Here is an 18,556-nt window from a genome sequence, read left to right as displayed (position 1 = left end):
GCCGGTTCGGGCTGGCGACCCGCACCAGGCAGGATGGGGCGCGATGACAACTCTGCGTGCCGTCTCTCTCCCCGCCGACGACCCGGCGTTGGCCGAAGCCGGCCGGGCCGCCCGGGAGACCTTCCGCTTCTGCTGGCGCCACGTCTCCTGGCGGCAGCGGGGTGTGGACCCCGGTCTCGGTCCGGCCATGGTCAAGGCAGCGTTCCCGGGAGCACCGGGCGAGCCGGGGACGGAGCACCTGTGGGTCGAGGTCGAGAGCTTCGACGGCGTCACGGTCGCCGGTCCCGTCCTCAACGAGCCGATCGAGAACTCGGCGCCGTCGGCGGGCACGCCGGTGGAGATCCGCCTCGCCGACGTCGAGGACTGGCTCTACAGCGTGGACGGCAAGGCGTGCGGCGGCTTCACCGTCCAGCTGATCCGCCTCGCGATGGGTCGCCGGCAGCGACGCCGGCACGACCGGACCTGGGGCCTCGACTTCGGCAGGACCGGCGTGATCTCACTGGTCCCGGACGAGGCGATGCGGGCCGACACCGACGAGCATCCGCTCTCGGTGGCGGGTCGGGACCGGCTCCGGCAGATCATCGCCGAGGACCCCGCGGTGGCGACCCGCGCCGACGAGAACGGCTGGACCGTGCTGCACCAGGAGGCGGTGGCCGGGAACGCGACGCTGGTCGAGGTGCTGCTCGAGCACGGCGCCGACCCGCACGCGCGGCTGTCCGGGCCCGGCTCGCTGTCGGGGGCGACCGCTCTCGACCTGGCCGTCGGCATGGGCTGGGAGCACGTGGCCGAGGCGTTCACGACCCGGGGAGGGGCCCGGTGAGCGACCTCCTCGACGACATCACCACCGCCGTTGCCGAGCGCGGGCTGGAGCTCTACCCGCACCAGGAGGAGGCGGTGCTCGCGCTGCTGGCCGGCGACAACGTCGTGCTGGCCACGCCGACCGGCTCGGGCAAATCGCTGGTGGCCGAGGCAGCGCACCGCGCGGCGCTCGCCGAGGACCGGGTCTCGTTCTACACCGCGCCGATCAAGGCGCTGGTGAGCGAGAAGTTCTTCGCGCTGTGCGAGGTCTTCGGCGCCGACAACGTCGGCATGCTCACCGGCGACGCCGCGGTGAACTCCGACGCCCCGATCATCTGCTGCACCGCCGAGGTGCTGGCCAACATCGCGCTGCGCGAGGGCTCGGACGCCGACGTCGGGCTCGTGGTGATGGACGAGTTCCACTTCTACGCCGAGCCCGACCGGGGCTGGGCCTGGCAGGTGCCGCTGCTCGAGCTGCCACAGGCACAGTTCCTGCTGATGTCGGCGACCCTCGGTGACGTCTCCGAGCTGGCCGACGACCTGACGCTCCGCAACGGCCGCGCCACCACCGTGGTCGACGACGCCGAGCGCCCCGTGCCGCTGACGTTCAGCTATGCACTCACCCCGCTGGCGGAGACGCTGGAAGAGCTGGTGACCACCAAGCAGGCACCCGTCTACGTCGTGCACTTCACCCAGGCCGCGGCCGTCGAGCACGCCTCGGGCCTGCTCAAGGCGGGCTGGGCGGGCGCGGACCGGGAGGCGCGCGACGCGATCGCCGAGCGGCTGGCCGGCTTCCGGTTCGGGGCCGGGTTCGGCAAGACGCTCTCGAAGCTGCTGCGCCGCGGCCTCGGGGTGCACCACGCCGGCATGCTGCCGCGCTACCGGCGTCTGGTCGAGCAGCTGGCCCAGGCCGGACTGCTCACGGTGATCAGCGGCACCGACACGCTCGGCGTCGGCATCAACGTCCCGATCCGCACGGTGCTGTTCACCGGGCTGGCCAAGTTCGACGGCAGCCGGCAGCGGGTGCTGCGCACCCGCGAGTTCCTGCAGATCGCCGGCCGCGCCGGCCGCGCCGGGTTCGACACCGCCGGCTATGTCGTGGTCCAGGCCCCCGAGCACGTCATCGAGAACGAGCGCGCCAAGGCGAAGGCGGAGGCGAAGAACGCCGCCGAGAACCGCAGCGCCAAGCGCAAGAGCAAGGCGCAGCTGAAGAAGGCTCCCGAGGGTGCGGTGGTGTGGAGCGAGCAGACCTTCACCAAGCTCGTCGAGGGGGTGCCCGAGCGGCTGGTGTCGCGGATGAAGGTCGACAACGCGATGCTGCTCAACGTCATCGCGCGCGACGAGGACGCCTTCCCGGTGCTGCGCCGGCTGCTCACCGACAACCACGAGGAGCGCCGCAACCAGCTGCGGCTGGCCCGGCGCGCGCTCCGGTTGGCCCGCAGCCTGGTCCGGTCGGGGGTGCTGGTCCGGCTCGACGAGCCCGACGAGCACGGCCGCCGCTACGTGCTCACCGTCGACCTGCCCGACGACTTCGCCCTCAACCAGCCGCTGGCCCACTTCGCGCTGGCCGCCCTGGACGTGCTGGACCCCGAGTCCGAGGAGCACACCCTCGACATCGTGTCGGTCGTCGAGTCGGTGCTCGAGGCGCCGCGACAGATCCTCTTCGCCCAGCAGTTCACCGCCCGCGGCGAGGCGGTGGCCGAGATGAAGGCCGACGGCATCGAGTACGACGAGCGGATGGCGCTGCTGGACGCCGTCACCTGGCCGCAGCCGCTCGCCGAGCTGCTCGGCGCGACGTACGAGATCTACCGGCAGACCCACCCGTGGCTGCCCGAGGACGCCCTGGGCCCGAAGTCGATCGTGCGCGAGATGTTCGAGCAGGGCATGTCGTTCACCGACTTCGTGAGCCGCTACCAGCTGGCCCGCTCCGAGGGGCTAGTGCTGCGCTACCTGACCGACGCCTACCGGACCCTGCGGCACACCGTGCCCGACCAGCACCGCACCCCCGAGCTGGAGGAGCTGATCGAGTGGCTGGGGGAGACCGTGCGGCAGACCGACTCCTCGCTGCTCGACGAGTGGGAGGCGCTGAGCGATCCGGCGGCGGTGCACCGGGTGGCCCAGGAGCTGGCCGAGCACCGGCCCCCGCCCAACCCGCGCCCGATCAGCCGCCAGGAGCGCGCCTTCACGGTGATGGTGCGCAACGCGATGTGGCGCCGCGTGGAGCTGGTCGCCCGCGACGACCTCGACGGGCTGATGGCGCTCGAGCGGGCCGCGGCCGACCGCACCGACCCGGCGCGCGAGGTGGTGATGACCCGATCGTCCTGGGACGCCGCGATCGAGGACTACTACGCCGAGCACGACCGGCTGGCCACCGACGCCGACGCCCGGAGCCCGAAGCTGCTCGAGGTGGAGGCGACGACCGGCGAGCCGGTGGGGGCACCCGAGGGGACCACCGCCAGGCTGTGGCGGGTGCGGCAGACCCTGGCCGACCCCGACGGCCACCACGACTGGGTCGTCGACGCGGTCGCCGACCTCGACGCCTCCGACGAGGCCGGCGAGCTGGTGCTGGCGACGGTGGCGATGCACCGGCTCGGCGGCTGACGCCCCGCGTGGTGGTCAGCGCAGGCGGCAGGTGCCGCTGGCGCACTGCTCGTCGAGCCAGGCGCGGCCCCCGCGCAGCGAGGAGAGCTGGCGCAGGTGGCGGGGATCGTTGCCGGCCAGGTCGTCGAACCAGAACATCGCCCACACCGGGCGGATCTTCCGAGCCCGGAGCGTGCGCGTGACCACGGCCGGGTCCCACCGGCCGGTGGTGCTGTCGTAGGGGCCGACCTCGGTGAGCGCCATGCGCTTCACCTTGCCGGCCAGCTCGCCCCAGCCGGCGAGCGGCAGCCGGTCGCGCCGCACGCTGCGGTCGCCGTCCTCGAAGTCGTAGCTGTCGAGGCCGGCCAGGTCGACCCGGCCGGCCGGCAGCAGGGAGACCGGCTTGCGCACCGTCTGGTCGTTGACGACGTTCGCGGAGTAGGCCCACACGATGTTGTGGACGCCGGCATCGCTGGCGCGGTCCTGCATCCTGGCCCACAGCTCGCGGTAGACGTCTCGCTTCGGGTGACCCCACCAGAACCAGCCGCCGTTCGCCTCGTGCAGCGGCCGGAAGACCACCGCGGCGGGGGAGTAGCGGCCGTCCTCGCCGGATTGGAGGCGGGCCAGGTAGCCGAGCATCGTGTCGTAGCCGGCCCAGAAGGCCGCGGCCTCCGTGGTGTCGCGCAGCAGCGCGCCGAGGTCGTGCCAGCTGCGGTCGGCGAAGCTGTTCTCGGCGCCGGTGTGCGGGTTGCGGGCGTGCCAGGTGGCGACCAGCACCGCCCCCTCACCGCCCGCCGCGCGCGGCGCGGCCAGGGTGAGCAGCTCGGCGAGCACCGCGTCGTCGGAGGGGTACTCGTGGTTGGCCGCCTGGTCGAGCTCCTCGAGGTCGAAGCCGACGACCGGCACCGGCCGGTCGCCGAGCTCGTCGAGCGGCGCCGTCGGATCGCCGTTGGAGACGTTGAGCTGCTGGCCCACCGCCATCCGCCGCTTCGCCCGCCACCGGTCGAGCCGCGCGGCCAGGCAGCGGGCCTCCGGGGTCGCGTCGGGGTCGACCAGAGCCGGACGCGGCGTGCAGTCGTCGACGGCACCGTCGACGGAGCCGGGCGGCGCCGGCGTCACAGGGACCGCCGGGGCGACCGGGGCGAGCGCCAGCGTCGCGGCGCCGACCGCGAGCGCAGCGGCGTACCGGAGCGGACGCAGACTCTGGCGTTGCACCAGGCCATTGTCACCAATGGCTGGTCGGCTGGGGAGCGAACGACCCACGGCCGTTCGTGGGACCGCTCCGTAGGGTGGGTCCATGAGCGACGTTTCGACCCGAGACAACCCGGACCGGCAGCGCTACGAGGCCTACCTCGGCGAGGAGCTGGCCGGCTTCGCCGACTACACCCTCGACGAGGGACGGATCACCTTCACCCACACCGAGGTCGGTGACGAGTTCGGCGGCAAGGGCGTCGGCTCGGCACTGGCCCGGGGGGCGCTCGACGACGTCCGCGCCCGCGGCGGGCGCCAGGTGGTGGCCCGCTGCGAGTTCATCGCCGGCTGGATCGGCAAGCACCCCGACTACGCCGACCTGCTGGCCTGACGTCCCGGCCGGAACCCTTGCGGCGCGCCGCGCGTCGTCCCGTGTCTAGAAGTCGACAAATGCTTGACTGAGCCGTGAGGCCAGGCAGGCCTCCTGGGTGCGATGCGAGGAGCGACGGATGAGCGATGGCGGGTTCGCAGGGTTCACAGGGAGCAGCGCCCCACAGATGCCTCCGCAGGTGTCCTCTCCGGTCCGTCCACGTGAGGACCAGGCGTCCGAGGCGCTGCCGTTCGAGCGTCCGCTGACGCCGGCCCGCCCCGCCTCCGCCGGCGCGAACGGCGCCGTCGCCGAGCTCGGCCCGACCGGCCGGCCGGTCCCGGACCTGCCCGAGCCGCCGCCGCGCTCCCGGCGCGGCGACGCCCGGGTGATCTCGATGTGCAACCAGAAGGGTGGCGTCGGCAAGACGACGACCACGATCAACCTCGGTGCCGCGCTCGCCGAGTACGGCCGCAAGGTGCTGCTGGTCGACTTCGACCCGCAGGGATCGCTGTCGGTGGGCCTGGGGCTGAACCCCCACGAGATGGACCTCACCGTCTACAACCTGCTGATGGAGCGCGACGTCACCCTCGACGACGTGGTCGTCCCCTCGGGCGTGCCCGGCATGGACCTGCTGCCCTCCAACATCGACCTCTCCGCGGCCGAGGTGCAGCTGGTGCACGAGGTCGCCCGCGAGCAGACCCTGCAGCGGGTGCTGGCTCCCGCGGTCGAGAAGTACGACGTGATCCTCATCGACTGCCAGCCCTCGCTGGGCCTGCTCACGGTGAACGCGCTGACCGCCTCCGACGGCGTGATCGTGCCCTTGGAGTGCGAGTACTTCGCGCTGCGCGGGGTGGCGCTGCTCAAGACCACCATCGACAAGGTCACCGAGCGGCTCAATCCCAAGCTCCAGATCGAGGGCGTGCTCGGCACCATGTACGACGGCCGCACGTTGCACGGCCGGGAGGTCATGGAGCGGCTGGTGCAGGCCTGGGGCGACAAGGTCTTCCACACCGTGATCCGCCGCACCGTGAAGTTCTCCGACTCCACGGTGGCCGGCGAGCCGATCACCACCTACGCCTCGGCGTCGGCGGGCGCCGACTCCTACCGTCAGCTGGCGAGGGAGGTGCTGGTCCGGTGCCCCGACGCGTGACCCTGCCGTCGGCCGACGACCTGTTCCGGCCGACCAGCCCCGAGCCCAAGGCGGTCCGGGCGGTGCCCGACCAGCCCGAGTCGGCCGAGCCGGAGCCCGAGGCCCCCAAGCGGCCCAGCGGCCGGGTGCGGCACGACGAGAAGATGACCGTCTACGTCACCTCCGACGAGCTGCTCGACATCGAGCACGCCCGGCTGTCCCTGCGCCGCGCGCACGGGCTGGCCATCGACCGCGGCCGCCTGGTCCGTGAGGCGGTGGCGATGGTGCTGGCCGACTTCGAAGCCGAGGGCGAGCGCAGCGCCCTGGTGCGGCGGTTGACCGAGGAATGAGCGGCGCCCCCGCCGCTCCCGAACCGACGCACGCCGGCGACGGAGCGGAGACCCCGGGCTTCGAGGTGCGGCTGGTCAACTTCGAGGGGCCGTTCGACCTGCTGCTCTCGCTGATCGCCAAGCACAAGCTCGACATCACCGAGGTCGCACTCTCGACGGTCACCGACGAGTTCATCGCCCACGTCAAGGCCGGCGGCCCGGTGTGGGACCTCGAGCAGACCACCTCGTTCCTGCTGGTCGCCTCCACACTCCTCGACCTCAAGGCCGCACGGCTGCTGCCGAGTGGCGACGTCGAGGACGAGGAGGACCTCGCGCTGCTCGAGGCCCGCGACCTGCTCTTCGCCCGGCTCCTGCAGTACCGCGCGTTCAAGCAGGTGGCCGCCGTCTTCGGCAACCGGCTGGTCGAGGAGTCGCGCCGCCACCCCCGCGCCGTCGGGATGGAGGAGCGGTTCGCCCGCCTGCTCCCGGAGGTGCTGATCGGCATCGGGCTGGGCCAGTTCGCCCAGCTCGCGGCGAAGGCGATGGAGCCCAAGCCGGTGCCCGAGGTGTCGCTGCAGCACATCCACGCGCCGAAGGTCAGCGTCCGCGAACAGGCGGCGATCGTGGTCGACCGGCTCCGCCGCTCGCGCACGCTCACGTTCCGGTCGCTGTGCGGCGACTCGCCCGACACCCTGACCACCGTGGCCCGGTTCCTCTCGCTGCTCGAGCTGTTCCGCGAGGGCGCGGTCGCCTTCGACCAGGTCTCGCCGCTCGGCGAGCTCACCGTGCGATGGACCGGTCCCGACGACGCCGACGTCGACGACCTGATCCACGACGAGTTCGACGGCGCCCCACCCGAGGCCGACGGCGCGGCGGCGACGCCCGGGGAGCCCGACACCGCAGAGGGAGGCCACACGTGAACGAGCACGACCACGAACCGGAGGTGTCGGCAGAGGTGCCGGCGGAGACGCTCGAGGTGCCGCTGGCGCCGTTGCGGCCCGCCCTCGAGGCGGTGCTGATGGTCGCCGACCAGCCGCTCGACGTCGCCACCCTGGCCACCGCGGTGGGCCACCCGGTCTCCGACGTCGACGCCGCGCTGAGCGACCTGGCCGAGGAGTACACCGCCCAGGGCCGCGGCTTCGAGCTGCGCAACGTCGCCGGCGGGTGGCGCTACTACACCCGCGAGGAGTACGCCGCGGTCGTCGAGGGGTTCGTGCTCGAGGGCCAGCAGGCGCGACTCACCCAGGCCGCGCTCGAGACCCTCGCGGTGGTCGCCTACAAGCAGCCGGTCTCCCGGGCCCGGGTCTCGGCCATCCGCGGCGTCAACGTCGACGGCGTGATCCGCACCCTGCTGGCCCGCGGGCTGGTCGAGGAGGCCGGCCACGACGCCGACACCGGCGCGCACCTCTACCGGACCACGGGATACTTCCTGGAGAGGATCGGGATCGGCTCGCTCGAAGAACTGCCCGAGCTGGCCCCCTACCTGCCCGAGATGGACGACCTGGAGGACGAGTTGGCCGAGATGTCCGGACCCCCCGCACCCGAGCCGACGCCCGCACCGGGCAGCGAGGCGGACGCCGAGACGCAGCACGCCCCGCACCCGGCCCCGCACAACGGGCCCGGCACCGAGCCCGACGGCGGGACCGAGCCCACGTGAGCGAGCCGAGCGACCCCGTCGGCACTGGCGGCACCGGTGACCGGTTGGCCGCCCTCGGTCTGGTCCCCGACGACCAGGGGCTGGTCCGGCTGCAGAAGCTGCTCGCCCAGTCCGGTGTCGCCTCCCGGCGCCGCTGCGAGGAGCTGATGCTCGACGGCCAGGTCGAGGTCGACGGCGAGGTCGTCACCCGGCTCGGCACCAAGGTCGACCCCAGCGCCGCGGTGATCCGGGTCGGCGGCAAGCGGCTGCCCCCGGTGAGCGCCAAGGTCTACCTCGCGCTCAACAAGCCCCGCGGCGTGGTCTCCACCATGTCCGACCCCGAGGGTCGGCGCACCATCGGCGACCTGGTGGCCGACCGGCCCGAGCGGCTCTTCCACGTGGGCCGGCTCGACACCGACACCACCGGGCTGCTGCTGCTCACCAACGACGGCGACTTCGCCCAGCGCCTCGCCCACCCGTCGTACGAGGTCGACAAGGTCTACGTCGCCGAGGTCGAGGGCACGGTCAGTCGCGGCACCGTGAAGCGGTTGCTGGCCGGTGTCACCCTCGACGACGGTCCAGTCACGGTCTCGAAGGTCAAGCTGGTCGGCGGCAGCGAGCCCGCCGCCGGGCGCTCCATCGTCGAGCTGGTCATCCACGAGGGCCGCAACCGCATCGTGCGCCGGCTGCTCGACGCCGTCGGACACCCGGTGCGCCGGCTCACCCGCACCGCGATCGGGCCGGTGCGGCTGGGCAACCTCAAGCCCGGCGAGCTGCGCGACCTCACCGCCGACGAGCTCGGCGCGCTGCTCGACGGCGTCGAGCTCTAGAAACGCGCCCTGACCCGCCGTACCTTCGGCGGGTGAGCCCCCACGACCCGCGGCCGGACCCGCACCCGGCCCTGCGCGGGCACGTGGTCAGCCTGACGGCGTACGACGTCGACCTGGGCGGTCCGGGCGTGCACCGCGGGCTGCCCGGCACCACGTTGACCCTCGTGCTGCCGGTCGGGGAGCCGCTCGACGTGGGCTGGAGCGGTGACGACGCCAGCCGGGCCGCTCGCTGGGGGACGCTGGCGGGGCTGCACACCGGACCGGCGGCGATCCACCACCTCGGACACCAGGCGGGCGTGCAGCTGGAGCTCACGGTGACCGGGGCCCGAACACTGCTGGGGGCGCCGGCGGCGTCCCTGGCGGGCACGATCGTCGATCTGGAGGACGCTGCTCCGGCGCTGCGGCACCTGCCGGAGCGGCTCGCCGCAGCCCCGGCCGCCAGTCGCAGAGCGGTGGTGGAGCGGGCTCTGCTCGGCGTCCTGCGAGACCGCCCGAGCCTGCCTCGCGCCGAGGTCGCGTGGGCGCTGAGACAGCTGCGGCGCGGCGCAGGGGTCGGCGCGGTCGCGGCCGAGGTCGGCCTGAGCCGCCGGCACCTGGGCACGCTGGTGCGCCGCGAGTGCGGTGTGTCGGCGCGGGACCTGCGGCGGCTGGGCCGGTTCGAGCAGGCTCGGGCACTGGTGGGCCGGATCCCCCTGGCGGAGGCCGCCTATCGAAGCGGCTTTGCCGACCAGGCCCACCTCTCGCGGGAGTGGTCGGCGCTGGCCGGCTGCACGCCCTCGACCTGGCTGCGGGAGGAGTTCCCGTTCGTGCAAGACCGGGACGCCGACTCGGTGCCAGGGTGAGTCGATGAGCAACCCGACGCAGACCCGAACCTGGCCCGCACTGACCTTTCGAGACACCGGGGCGATGATCGCCTGGCTGAGCGCGGTCGGGTTCGTCGAGCACCAGACCCACCGCGACCCCGAGGACCCCGACGTCGTGGTGCACGCCGAGTGGCTCTGGCCCGAGGGCGGGGGCGTCATGTTCGGCAGCGAGCGGCCGGAGGGAGCGGTGACCAACGTCGGCGGCTCCGCGGTCTACCTCGTCACCGAGGACCCCGACGCGGCGTTCGACCGAGCAGTGACGGCGGGTGCCACGGTCGTGCGCGGCATGGTCGACCAGGACTACGGCGGCCGCGGGGGATCGGTGGTCGACCCCGAGGGCAACAGCTGGTCGTTCGGCAGCTACCAGCCCGGTTGAGACGCGGCTGCCGGCTGTGTCGGCGGGGTCGATAGCCTTGCCCCGTGGCAGTCAGGGCAGTGCGAGGAGCGACCCAGCTCGACGACGACGTGCGTGACCACATGCTCGAACGGGTCGCCGAGATGGTGACCGAGGTGATGACCGCCAACGGGCTCGAGGTCGACGACTTCATCTCGGTGCTGTTCACCGCCACCTCCGACCTCCACTCGGAGTTCCCGGCCTACGCAGCGCGGCGGCTCGGCTTCAGCGACGTGCCGTTGATGTGCGCCCGCGAGCTGGAGATCGACGGGTCGATGCCGCGGGTGGTGCGGATGATGGCGCACGTCGAGACCGACCTGCCGCGCGCCGACATCACCCACGTCTACCTGCACGGCGCCGCCGCGCTGCGACGTGACCTGTCGCGCACCCGTGACGTCCCCGATGCCTGACCGGGAGGGCCGGGAGGCTGCCGGAGACGTCACCGGTCCCGTCCACATCGTCGGGGTCGGCCTGATCGGCACCTCGATCGGGCTGGCCTGCCGCCGCGCCGGGCTCGAGGTGCTTCTCAGCGACGTCTCCTCCGAGAACGTGCGCACCGCGTCCGGGCTCGGTGCCGGACGCCCGTTCGTCCCGGGCGACCGGCCGGGTCTGGTGGTGGTGGCCGTGCCGCCGGACCACCTGGCCGCCGAGATCCTGCGCGCGCTCGACGACGGGTCGGCGACGGTGACCGACGTGGGCAGCGTGAAGAGTGGCCCGTCGGCTGCCGTCGAGCACCACCCCGGCGCCGCTCGCTACGTCGGCAGCCACCCGATGGCGGGCAGCGAACGGTCCGGTCCGCTGGCCGGCAGCGCCGCGCTCTTCGACGGTCGGCCGTGGGCGGTCACCCCCCACCCGGGGTCGGCGGCCGAGGCCGTGGCGGCGGTCGACGCCCTGGCGCGGCTGTGCGGCGCGGTGCCGGTGCGGCTGAGCCCCGCCGAGCACGACCGCGCGGTGGCCCGCACCTCGCACGTGCCGCACCTGCTGGCCTCGCTGGTCGCCTCCCGGCTGGCCGAGGCGCCCGCCGACCACCTCGCCCTCTCCGGGCAGGGGGTGCGCGACGTGACCCGGGTGGCCGGCGGCGACCCTGCGCTCTACGGGCAGATCGTGGCGGCGAACGCCGACGCCGTGCTCGACCTGCTCGGCCAGGTGCGGGCCCAGCTCGACGCGGTGATCGACGCCGTCGCCTCCCACGACCGCGAACGCCTGGTGGGCCTGCTGTCGCGGGGCGTCGAGGGTGCGCGGGCGATCCCGGGCAAGCACGGGGCGCCGCGGCGGCCCACCGGCACGGTCTTCGTGTCCGTGCCCGACGAGCCCGGCGAGCTGGCCCGCCTGTTCGCCGAGGCCGGCGCCAGCGGGGTCAACATCGAGGACGTGCGCATCGACCACGACCCCGGCCGGCCGGTCGGCCTGGTCGAGCTGGTCGTCGACGAGACCCGCGCCGACCACCTGCTGGCCTCCTTGGAGTCGAAGGGATGGGTCGCGCACCGGTAGGCTGACCCCCCGTGAGCGCCACCCCCCACCCCGGTCAGTCCAGCCCCGTGCCGAGCCGCGAGGTCCCCGCTGACCTGCACGGACTCGTGGTGGCGGTCGACGGCACCTCCGGCTCGGGCAAGTCCAGCACCTCGCGCGGGGTGGCCGCGAGGTTGGGGCTGCGCTACCTCGACACCGGGGCGATGTTCCGGGCGATGACGTGGTGGATGCTGCGGCACGGGGTCGACGTCCACGACGCCGACGCGGTCGCCGCCCGGTGCGGTGAGCCCGGGCTCGAGTCCGGCACCGATCCGTCGGGCCCGACGATCACCGTCGACGGCGAGGACGCCGCCGCGCCGATCCGCACCGAGGAGGTCACCCGCGCCGTCTCGCCGGTGAGCACGGTGCCGGCGGTGCGGGCCCGGCTGCTCGGGCTGCAGCGCGAGATCATCACCGCTGCGCTGGACGGCCCCGGCATCGTCGTCGAGGGCCGCGACATCGGCTCGGTCGTGTGGCCCGACGCCCCGGTCAAGCTCTACCTCTCCGCCGACCCCGCGGCGCGGGCCGAGCGACGGGCCGCCGAGGAGGGCGGCGCCGATCTCTCCGCGACCCGGCAGCTGCTGCTCGACCGTGACCGCATCGACTCCTCACGGGCCACCGCCCCGCTGGTGATGGCCGACGGGGCGGTGCACCTCGACACCACGCCCTACACGCTGGACGAGGTGATCGCGCTGGTCGTCGGGATGGTGGCCGAGGCCTGCTCGTGAGTCCGCATCGGCTGCCTCCGCGCAGCGACCGGGTGCGGCATCCGTGGCGGGTCCTCCTGGCCAGCCCGCTGCGTCCGCTGGCCCGGTTCCTGATCCGGTTGCTGGTCCCGGTGCGCGTGCACGGTGCCGACCTGGTGCCGCAGAGCGGGCCGGTGATCTTCGCCGCGAACCACATCGGGGTCGCCGACGGCCCGCTGCTGGCGATCTTCGCGCCGGGCCGACCCGTGCACGCCCTGACCAAGGCCGAGATGTTCCGGGGCTTCCTGGGGCGGTTCCTGCGTGCCTCGGGCCAGATCCCGATCGACCGGTTCCACGTCGACGCGCGGGCGGTGCGGGAGTCGCTGCGCGTGCTGCGCGACGGCGGGGCGATCGGCGTGTTCCCCGAGGGACGCCGCGACGCCGGCGACCTGTCCCGCTTCCACCGCGGCGCGGCGTACTTCGCGCTGGTGACGGGCGCGCCGGTGGTGCCGGTGATCATCCTCGGCACCCGCCGTCCCGGGGGGCACGCGGGCGAGCTGCCGCGGCGCGGGAGCCGCGTCGACCTGGTCTTCGGGGCCCCCATCACGCTGGAGCCGCAGCCCTGGCCACGCACCAAGGAACAAGTGGGGCGGGCCTCGATGTTGCTCCGGGAGCACATGCTGGTCCACTTGGACCATGCGCGGACGTTGACCGGCCAGCAACTGCCTGGGCCACTGCCGTCCGCTGAAGTCGAACCAGACCCCGCCACCGGGGTCACCGAGCAAGGAGCACCATGAGCCAGGACCTTCCCGTCGCGCGTCCCGAACCCGGGGCGGAGGTCGACGGCACCGCAGATGCGCCCCTCGGGCCGGTGCCGGTGCTCGCGGTCGTCGGCCGCCCCAACGTCGGCAAGTCGACGCTGGTGAACCGGATCATCGGCCGCCGCGAGGCGGTCGTGCAGGACGTCCCCGGGGTCACCCGCGACCGGATCTCCTACGACGCCACCTGGAACGGCCGCGCGTTCACCGTGGTCGACACCGGCGGCTGGGACCCGGACGCCCGCGGGCTGGCGGAGCGGATCGCCGCGCAGGCCGAGGTCGCGGTGACGCTGGCCGACGCGGTGCTCTTCGTCGTCGACGCGACCGTGGGCATCACCGACGCCGACGAGGCGGTGGTGAAGATCCTGCGCCGCTCGGGCAAGCCGGTGGTGCTGGCGGCCAACAAGGTCGACGACATGCGCGCCGAGGCCGAGGCCTACGGCCTGTGGAACCTCGGGCTGGGGGAGCCGTGGCCGGTCTCGGCGCTGCACGGGCGGGGGTCGGGCGACATGCTGGACGCCGTCCTCGCCGCGCTGCCCGAGCCGCCGCCCGAGCGCGAGGTCGAGGTCGGCGGGCCGCGGCGGATCGCGATCGTCGGCAAGCCGAACGTGGGCAAGTCCTCGCTGCTGAACAAGCTGGCCGGCTCCGAGCGGGCGGTCGTCGACAACGTCGCGGGCACCACCGTCGACCCGGTCGACGAGCTGGTCGAGCTGGGGGGCAAGACCTGGCGGTTCATCGACACCGCCGGCATCCGCAAGCGGGTCAAGGAGGCCTCGGGCCACGAGTACTACGCCTCCCTGCGCACCTCCACCGCGATCGACCGGGCCGAGGTCGCGGTGCTGGTCATCGACGGCGGTCAGCCGATCTCCGAGCAGGACCAGCGGATCATCCAGACCGTGCGCGAGGCCGGCCGCGCGCTGGTGATCGCGTTCAACAAGTGGGACCTCGTCGACGAGGAGCGCCGCCACTACCTGGAGCGAGAGATCGAGCGCGAGCTGGTGCAGGTGCAGTGGGCGCCGCGGATCAACGTCACCGCCCGCACCGGGTGGCACATCGACCGGCTGGTGCCGGCGATCGAGCGGGCCATCGAGGGCTGGGAGACCCGGGTCGGCACCGGGGCGCTCAACGGGTTCCTGGGCCGGCTGGTCGCCGAGCACCCGCACCCGGTGCGCAGCGGCAAGCAGCCCAAGATCCTGTTCGGCACCCAGGCCTCGACCGCGCCGCCGACGTTCGTGCTGTTTACCAGCGGCAAGCTCGACGCCGGCTACGAGAGGTTCATCGAGCGGCGGCTGCGCGAGGAGTTCGGCTTCGTCGGCACCCCGATCGTGCTGCAGCAGCGGCCGCGGGAGAAGCGCAAGCGCTGAGCCCTCGTTCCGGCAGGACTGCCGCATCCTCCCGGCGTACCGTCGGGGGATGCGGCGTCGTGCGTGGTCTCCGGTCCTGCTCGCTCTGGCGGGGCTGCTCGCCGTTCCCCTGCTGGCGGGGGCGACGCCGGTGGAGGCCCCGCGCGGCCCGGCGAGGCCGGTCGCGGGCACTGGTTGCGCGGTGTTCCCCGACGACAACTGGTGGCACGCCGACGTGCGCGGGCTGCCCGTGCACCCGCGGAGCAAGCGGTGGCTCTCGCAGATGTCGACCGAGCGCGACCTGCATCCGGACTTCGGGCCGAACGCCGGCCCCGGGCCCGACTACGGCATTCCGGTGACCGTGGTGGGCTCGGAGCACCGGCGGGTCAAGGTCCAGTTCCGGTACGCCGCGGAGAGCGACCGGGTGCGCTACCCGTTGGGCCGCGACACCCGGATCGAGGGCGGGCGCCGCTCTGACGGGGACCGGCACGCGATCGTGGTGGACCGCGGCCGCTGCCGGCTCTACGAGACCTATGCGACGAGGGTGCGCGACGGCCGGTGGCGGGCAGGGTCCGGGGCGGTGTGGTCGCTGCGCAGCAACGACCTGCGGCCGGACGGGTGGACCTCGGCGGACGCGGCCGGGATGCCGATCCTGCCGGGGCTGCTGCGCTGGAACGAGGTGCGTGCCGGGGAGGTCGACCACGCGATCCGATTCACCACCGACGTGACCAGCAGCCGCCACCTGTGGCCGGCCCGGCACGACGCCGGCGCGACCGAGAGTCGCGCCTACCCACCGATGGGGGCGAGGTTCCGGCTGCGGGCCGGGTGGCGCCCGCAGGGGTTCTCGAAGCACGCGAAGGTCGTGGTGCGGGCGATGAAGCGGCACGGATTGGTGCTGGCGGACAACGGCTCGCCCTGGTTCTTCCAGGGCGAGCGACACCGGCGCTGGCCGGCTCGGATGATCGCCGACCTCAAGCGCATCCCGGCCCGGGCGTTCGTCGCCGTCGACACCTCGGGTCTGATGGTCGATCCCGACAGCGCCGAGGTGAAGCCCGCCGGATGACCGCCGGATCGGCTGCCGAAGAGGTCAGAAACTGACCTATTGGGCTCCTAGCGTTGCTGTCATGACGATCACCGAGAGCCACCCGACGACACCGACCGCCACCGCAAGCAGCGAGCGCGCCGACCTCCTCGAGACGCTGCGCAAGCACCGCGACTTCCTCCGCTTCACCGTCCGCGGCCTCACCGACGAGCAGGCCGGGCTCACCCCCACCGCGAGCGAGCTCTGCCTGGGTGGCCTGATCAAGCACGTGACCGCCGTGGAACGGAAGTGGGCCGACTACATCGTCAACGGCCCGGCCGAGCCGACGTTCGACTGGGCGACCGTCGACTGGAGCAACCCGCCCGAGGAGATCCGGGCCCGGATGGCCGACTTCGCCATGCAGCCGGGGGAGACCCTCGCCGGCGTGCTGGCGGCGTACGACGAGGCTGCCGCGGTCACCGACGGGCTGGTCGCCACCGTCGACCTCGACGCCCGGCACCCGCTGCCGAAGGTGCCGTGGTTCGAACCGGGTGGCAGCTGGTCGGCACGCCGGGTCTTCCTGCACGTGATCGCCGAGTCGTCGCAGCACGCCGGCCACGCCGACATCATCCGCGAGACGATCGACGGTCAGAAGACGATGGGCTGACACGGCGCGCGACACGGCCCCCGGTTCGGTGCCATGCGCTCGGCTGCGGTAAGGTTCACGCGGTCCGGTGGTCGACGACCGCCGGTCTTCGGGCTGTGGCGCAGCTTGGTAGCGCACTTGACTGGGGGTCAAGGGGTCGCAGGTTCAAATCCTGTCAGCCCGACAAAGAAACCGGCTCCGACCTGCGGGAACGTAGGTCGGAGCCGGTTCTGTCATTTGAACCCGAAGCCGCTATTCACGACTTATTCCCGAAGTATTCGGATCTGCCTCCGCCAGCTCGTCCAGGACGTGTGCGACGTCAGCGGCGATCGCCGGCTTGGAGATGTAGAACTCGCGGGTGATGGCGGGGGAGGAGTGGCCGAGTTGCTGGGAGGCGGTCTCAGCGTCGACCCGCTCCGAGATGAGGGTCGCCACGGTCTTGCGGAACGTGTGGGGCGTGACCCAGTCGAGGCCGGTGTCCTTGCGGATCTGCCGCCAGCGGCGCTCGACGTTGTTGACCTGTTGCCAGGTGCCGTTGCGGGTCGGGAACACCGCGTCATTCGGGTTCTCCCGCGCTGCCGCCTGGCGACGCTTGAGCACTGCGATGGCGAAGTTCGGAAGGACGACCGTTCTCACGCTGGCGTCCGACTTCGGGCTGGCCTTGCGGTATGTGCCCCTGCCAGGCTCGGTCTTGATCGTTCCGTTGATGGTGAGGGTCGGACGGGCGGCGTCGAGTGCGACATCGACCCAGCGCACGGCAAGGATCTCGCCGATCCGAGCCCCGGTGGCCAGCATCAGGTCGATGATGTCGGCCATGTCGCTGGACGCCTTTGGCCCGGGGCGCTGCTTGGCCGTCCACGCTCGGAGAGCTTCGCGGACGGTCGTGAGGTCCTCGAGTGTGAGCGACCGGGTCTCGGACCTTTCACGGTGGATGCGTGAGGTCTGCTGGACCGGGTTCACGGCGAGCGCGTCGTGACGCACAGCCAGCCCCAGCATCGCGCCCATCACCACCTTGGTCTTCCGTTGGCGGCTGACGCTCGTGGCCCGGAGTCGGACGAGGAACAGATCCAGTCGACTGGTCGTCACCTCTCGAAGACGGAGGCCACCCAGTTCCGGAATGACGACCTTGTCGAGCACGCGCTCGTACTCGTTGATGGTGGTGGCTTCGATCCGGCCCTCGGCGCGGAGGAAGGTCAGCCACAGGGCTGCGAGGGTCGCAATCGTGGTGTCGGCGGTGATCGCCTGTTGCGTCGGCGTCGCCCGATCGACGAGCTTCTCGCGCAACGCACGCTCCGCAGCAGCAATCGTGGTGCCCGTGGCTGTGACCTCGCGGGGAACGCCGTCCTTGTCCCGGATCCGGGTGCGAGCCCTGTACACACCCTCGCGGACCCGCGTCGTCCGGATCGTTCCCCAGGTGCCCAGCGATGTCGGTGGTCGTCCGCGTCCCATCTCGCATCCCCTTCAGCGCGGCCGGCTCGCTCGGGACAGCGAGACGCCGTCTCCCGCTCGCTGCTCCGGGACGGCCGGGGTGTCGTCGAAGCTCTCCAGGTGTTCGGCGACCCAGGCGTCCAGGTCGGAGCGGCGGTAGCGCAGGCAGCCCCCGAGCTTCACGGCCCGCGGCCCGAACCCCGCTCGCCGGGTCCGCCAGGTGTACAGCGTCGCCTTCGGAATCGCGAGGTACGCCGCCGCCTGGTCGATGGTGAGGATGGCGCCCTCGATGTTGGTGTCGACCGTCGTGCTCATGATGTGCTCCTTCGTCGGGACGAGAACAGGTTTGTCCTCGTGACTGAAGGTGTGCAGCGGGAACCGCCCTACCTGTGGAGAACCCCCTGATGAAGTGACGCCATGCAGGATCAGCGCTCGCCGCGCCGCGAAGTTCGTCGGAAGGTCGAGAACACCTTGGCTCTGACCGGCGACGGCATGATCTGCCGTGATCTGGTTTGCTGTGGCTTGATCTCTTAGCCAGAGGTCGCAGGTTCAAATCCTGCCCCCGCTACCAAATTCAGGCTCGGTTCCCTCTGGGAACCGAGCCTGAAAGCATTTGAACTTGACTCGGTCATCAGAAAGTCATCACCAACTCGTCCTGCAGGTGCGTCTCGCGGCCCGGTCCAGAAGCGGGCATGGACTGTCTCGGAACGTCTCGGAGCCACTCGGGGCGGCGTGGCCACCTAGTTGGCATGAAAACCCAACTCGAACCGATCAGCGGGCTCGACCCGTTGCTGAGCATCGAGGACCTCGCCGAGTACCTGGGCGTTCCAGTCGCGACGATCTACGACTGGCGTGTGGATGGGAAGGGACCCTGCGGGGTTCGGGTCGGTCGCCACGTGAAGTTCACGAAGCGCGACGTGCTGGCGTGGATCGAGGCGCACCGCGAGTCTCGCCCAGGCCAGTTGCCAGAGAGTCGGTGAGCTGA

At 72.5% G+C, this 18,556-nt stretch carries 21 protein-coding genes and 1 tRNA gene; 19 read left to right on the top strand and 3 right to left on the bottom strand.

Annotated elements, in window-relative coordinates; genetic code table 11:
- Nucleotides 1-43 precede the first annotated feature (43 nt).
- Both D6B71_RS20770 and D6B71_RS20765 read left to right on the top strand, forming a co-directional pair.
- Entirely contained in the window at nt 44-820 is a 777-nt protein-coding gene (locus D6B71_RS20770; protein ID WP_121258678.1) for a DUF2314 domain-containing protein, read from the top strand.
- Nucleotides 817-3,399, top strand: a complete 2,583-nt coding sequence (locus D6B71_RS20765) for a DEAD/DEAH box helicase (RefSeq protein WP_121258676.1) — start codon at nt 817-819, stop codon at nt 3,397-3,399. The genes D6B71_RS20770 and D6B71_RS20765 overlap by 4 nt, the downstream gene beginning before the upstream one ends.
- A 15-nt stretch (nt 3,400-3,414) precedes the next feature.
- Here D6B71_RS20765 and D6B71_RS20760 read toward each other — a convergent pair whose 3' ends face one another.
- The gene (locus D6B71_RS20760; RefSeq protein ID WP_164519762.1) at nt 3,415-4,593 is read right to left on the bottom strand and encodes a glycosyl hydrolase; all 1,179 of its coding nucleotides are present in this window, start codon (nt 4,591-4,593) and stop codon (nt 3,415-3,417) included.
- Nucleotides 4,594-4,675: 82 nt separating this feature from the next.
- Between D6B71_RS20760 and D6B71_RS20755 the strand changes: the two genes are divergently transcribed.
- The 16 genes from D6B71_RS20755 to D6B71_RS20680 all read left to right on the top strand — a co-directional run bounded on the left by D6B71_RS20755 (nt 4,676) and on the right by D6B71_RS20680 (nt 16,327).
- The gene (locus D6B71_RS20755; protein ID WP_121258672.1) at nt 4,676-4,960 is read left to right on the top strand and encodes a GNAT family N-acetyltransferase; all 285 of its coding nucleotides are present in this window, start codon (nt 4,676-4,678) and stop codon (nt 4,958-4,960) included.
- Nucleotides 4,961-5,126: 166 nt separating this feature from the next.
- Nucleotides 5,127-6,089 (top strand): ParA family protein, encoded by a 963-nt coding sequence (locus D6B71_RS20750; protein WP_121258670.1) that lies wholly within the window; start codon nt 5,127-5,129, stop codon nt 6,087-6,089.
- Entirely contained in the window at nt 6,074-6,418 is a 345-nt protein-coding gene (locus tag D6B71_RS20745; RefSeq protein ID WP_121258668.1) for a hypothetical protein, read from the top strand. Before D6B71_RS20750 ends, D6B71_RS20745 begins: the two co-directional genes overlap by 16 nt.
- Entirely contained in the window at nt 6,415-7,317 is a 903-nt protein-coding gene (locus D6B71_RS20740) for a segregation and condensation protein A (RefSeq protein WP_121258666.1), read from the top strand. The genes D6B71_RS20745 and D6B71_RS20740 overlap by 4 nt, the downstream gene beginning before the upstream one ends.
- On the top strand, nt 7,314-8,054 hold the full coding sequence (gene scpB, locus D6B71_RS20735) for an SMC-Scp complex subunit ScpB (protein WP_206051892.1): 741 nt from the start codon (nt 7,314-7,316) through the stop codon (nt 8,052-8,054). Before D6B71_RS20740 ends, scpB begins: the two co-directional genes overlap by 4 nt.
- 44 nt (nt 8,055-8,098) lie before the next feature.
- Complete coding sequence (locus D6B71_RS20730) at nt 8,099-8,863, top strand: pseudouridine synthase (protein WP_121258716.1); 765 nt, start codon at nt 8,099-8,101, stop codon at nt 8,861-8,863.
- Between the two features lie 32 nt (nt 8,864-8,895).
- Nucleotides 8,896-9,705, top strand: coding sequence for a helix-turn-helix domain-containing protein (locus tag D6B71_RS20725; RefSeq protein ID WP_240641612.1), 810 nt, complete (start codon nt 8,896-8,898; stop codon nt 9,703-9,705).
- Between the two features lie 4 nt (nt 9,706-9,709).
- The gene (locus tag D6B71_RS20720; protein WP_121258664.1) at nt 9,710-10,102 is read left to right on the top strand and encodes a VOC family protein; all 393 of its coding nucleotides are present in this window, start codon (nt 9,710-9,712) and stop codon (nt 10,100-10,102) included.
- A gap of 44 nt (nt 10,103-10,146) precedes the next feature.
- Nucleotides 10,147-10,530, top strand: a complete 384-nt coding sequence (gene aroH / locus D6B71_RS20715; protein ID WP_121258662.1) for a chorismate mutase — start codon at nt 10,147-10,149, stop codon at nt 10,528-10,530.
- The gene (locus tag D6B71_RS20710) at nt 10,523-11,611 is read left to right on the top strand and encodes a prephenate dehydrogenase (protein WP_121258660.1); all 1,089 of its coding nucleotides are present in this window, start codon (nt 10,523-10,525) and stop codon (nt 11,609-11,611) included. The genes aroH and D6B71_RS20710 overlap by 8 nt, the downstream gene beginning before the upstream one ends.
- An 11-nt stretch (nt 11,612-11,622) precedes the next feature.
- Nucleotides 11,623-12,357 carry a (d)CMP kinase gene (cmk, locus tag D6B71_RS20705; protein ID WP_240641611.1) on the top strand — a complete coding sequence of 245 codons (735 nt, stop codon included), beginning with the start codon at nt 11,623-11,625 and terminating at the stop codon, nt 12,355-12,357.
- Nucleotides 12,354-13,112, top strand: a complete 759-nt coding sequence (locus D6B71_RS20700) for a lysophospholipid acyltransferase family protein (RefSeq protein WP_240641610.1) — start codon at nt 12,354-12,356, stop codon at nt 13,110-13,112. Before cmk ends, D6B71_RS20700 begins: the two co-directional genes overlap by 4 nt.
- Nucleotides 13,109-14,497, top strand: coding sequence for a ribosome biogenesis GTPase Der (der, locus tag D6B71_RS20695; protein WP_240641609.1), 1,389 nt, complete (start codon nt 13,109-13,111; stop codon nt 14,495-14,497). The genes D6B71_RS20700 and der overlap by 4 nt, the downstream gene beginning before the upstream one ends.
- Nucleotides 14,498-14,546: 49 nt before the next feature.
- Complete coding sequence (locus tag D6B71_RS20690) at nt 14,547-15,539, top strand: hypothetical protein (protein ID WP_121258656.1); 993 nt, start codon at nt 14,547-14,549, stop codon at nt 15,537-15,539.
- 61 nt (nt 15,540-15,600) lie between these two features.
- Nucleotides 15,601-16,164 (top strand): DinB family protein, encoded by a 564-nt coding sequence (locus tag D6B71_RS20685; protein ID WP_121258654.1) that lies wholly within the window; start codon nt 15,601-15,603, stop codon nt 16,162-16,164.
- 89 nt (nt 16,165-16,253) lie between these two features.
- Nucleotides 16,254-16,327: transfer RNA gene (locus tag D6B71_RS20680), tRNA-Pro, on the top strand.
- A 68-nt stretch (nt 16,328-16,395) separates the two neighbouring features.
- Here the strand turns inward: D6B71_RS20680 and D6B71_RS20675 are convergent.
- Nucleotides 16,396-17,427 (bottom strand): tyrosine-type recombinase/integrase, encoded by a 1,032-nt coding sequence (locus D6B71_RS20675; protein WP_206051886.1) that lies wholly within the window; start codon nt 17,425-17,427, stop codon nt 16,396-16,398.
- Nucleotides 17,428-17,604: 177 nt separating this feature from the next.
- The gene (locus D6B71_RS20670) at nt 17,605-17,886 is read right to left on the bottom strand and encodes a helix-turn-helix transcriptional regulator (RefSeq protein WP_121258650.1); all 282 of its coding nucleotides are present in this window, start codon (nt 17,884-17,886) and stop codon (nt 17,605-17,607) included.
- A 434-nt stretch (nt 17,887-18,320) separates the two neighbouring features.
- Here D6B71_RS20670 and D6B71_RS20665 point away from each other — a divergent pair, with 434 nt between their 5' ends.
- Entirely contained in the window at nt 18,321-18,551 is a 231-nt protein-coding gene (locus D6B71_RS20665) for a helix-turn-helix transcriptional regulator (RefSeq protein ID WP_121258648.1), read from the top strand.
- Nucleotides 18,552-18,556 lie beyond the last annotated feature (5 nt).

This window comes from Nocardioides ferulae, from assembly GCF_003660455.1.
Classification (GTDB): domain Bacteria; phylum Actinomycetota; class Actinomycetes; order Propionibacteriales; family Nocardioidaceae; genus Nocardioides; species Nocardioides ferulae.
Note: the sequence above shows the minus strand (reverse complement) of the source record. Positions and strands in the feature narration are given on the sequence as shown.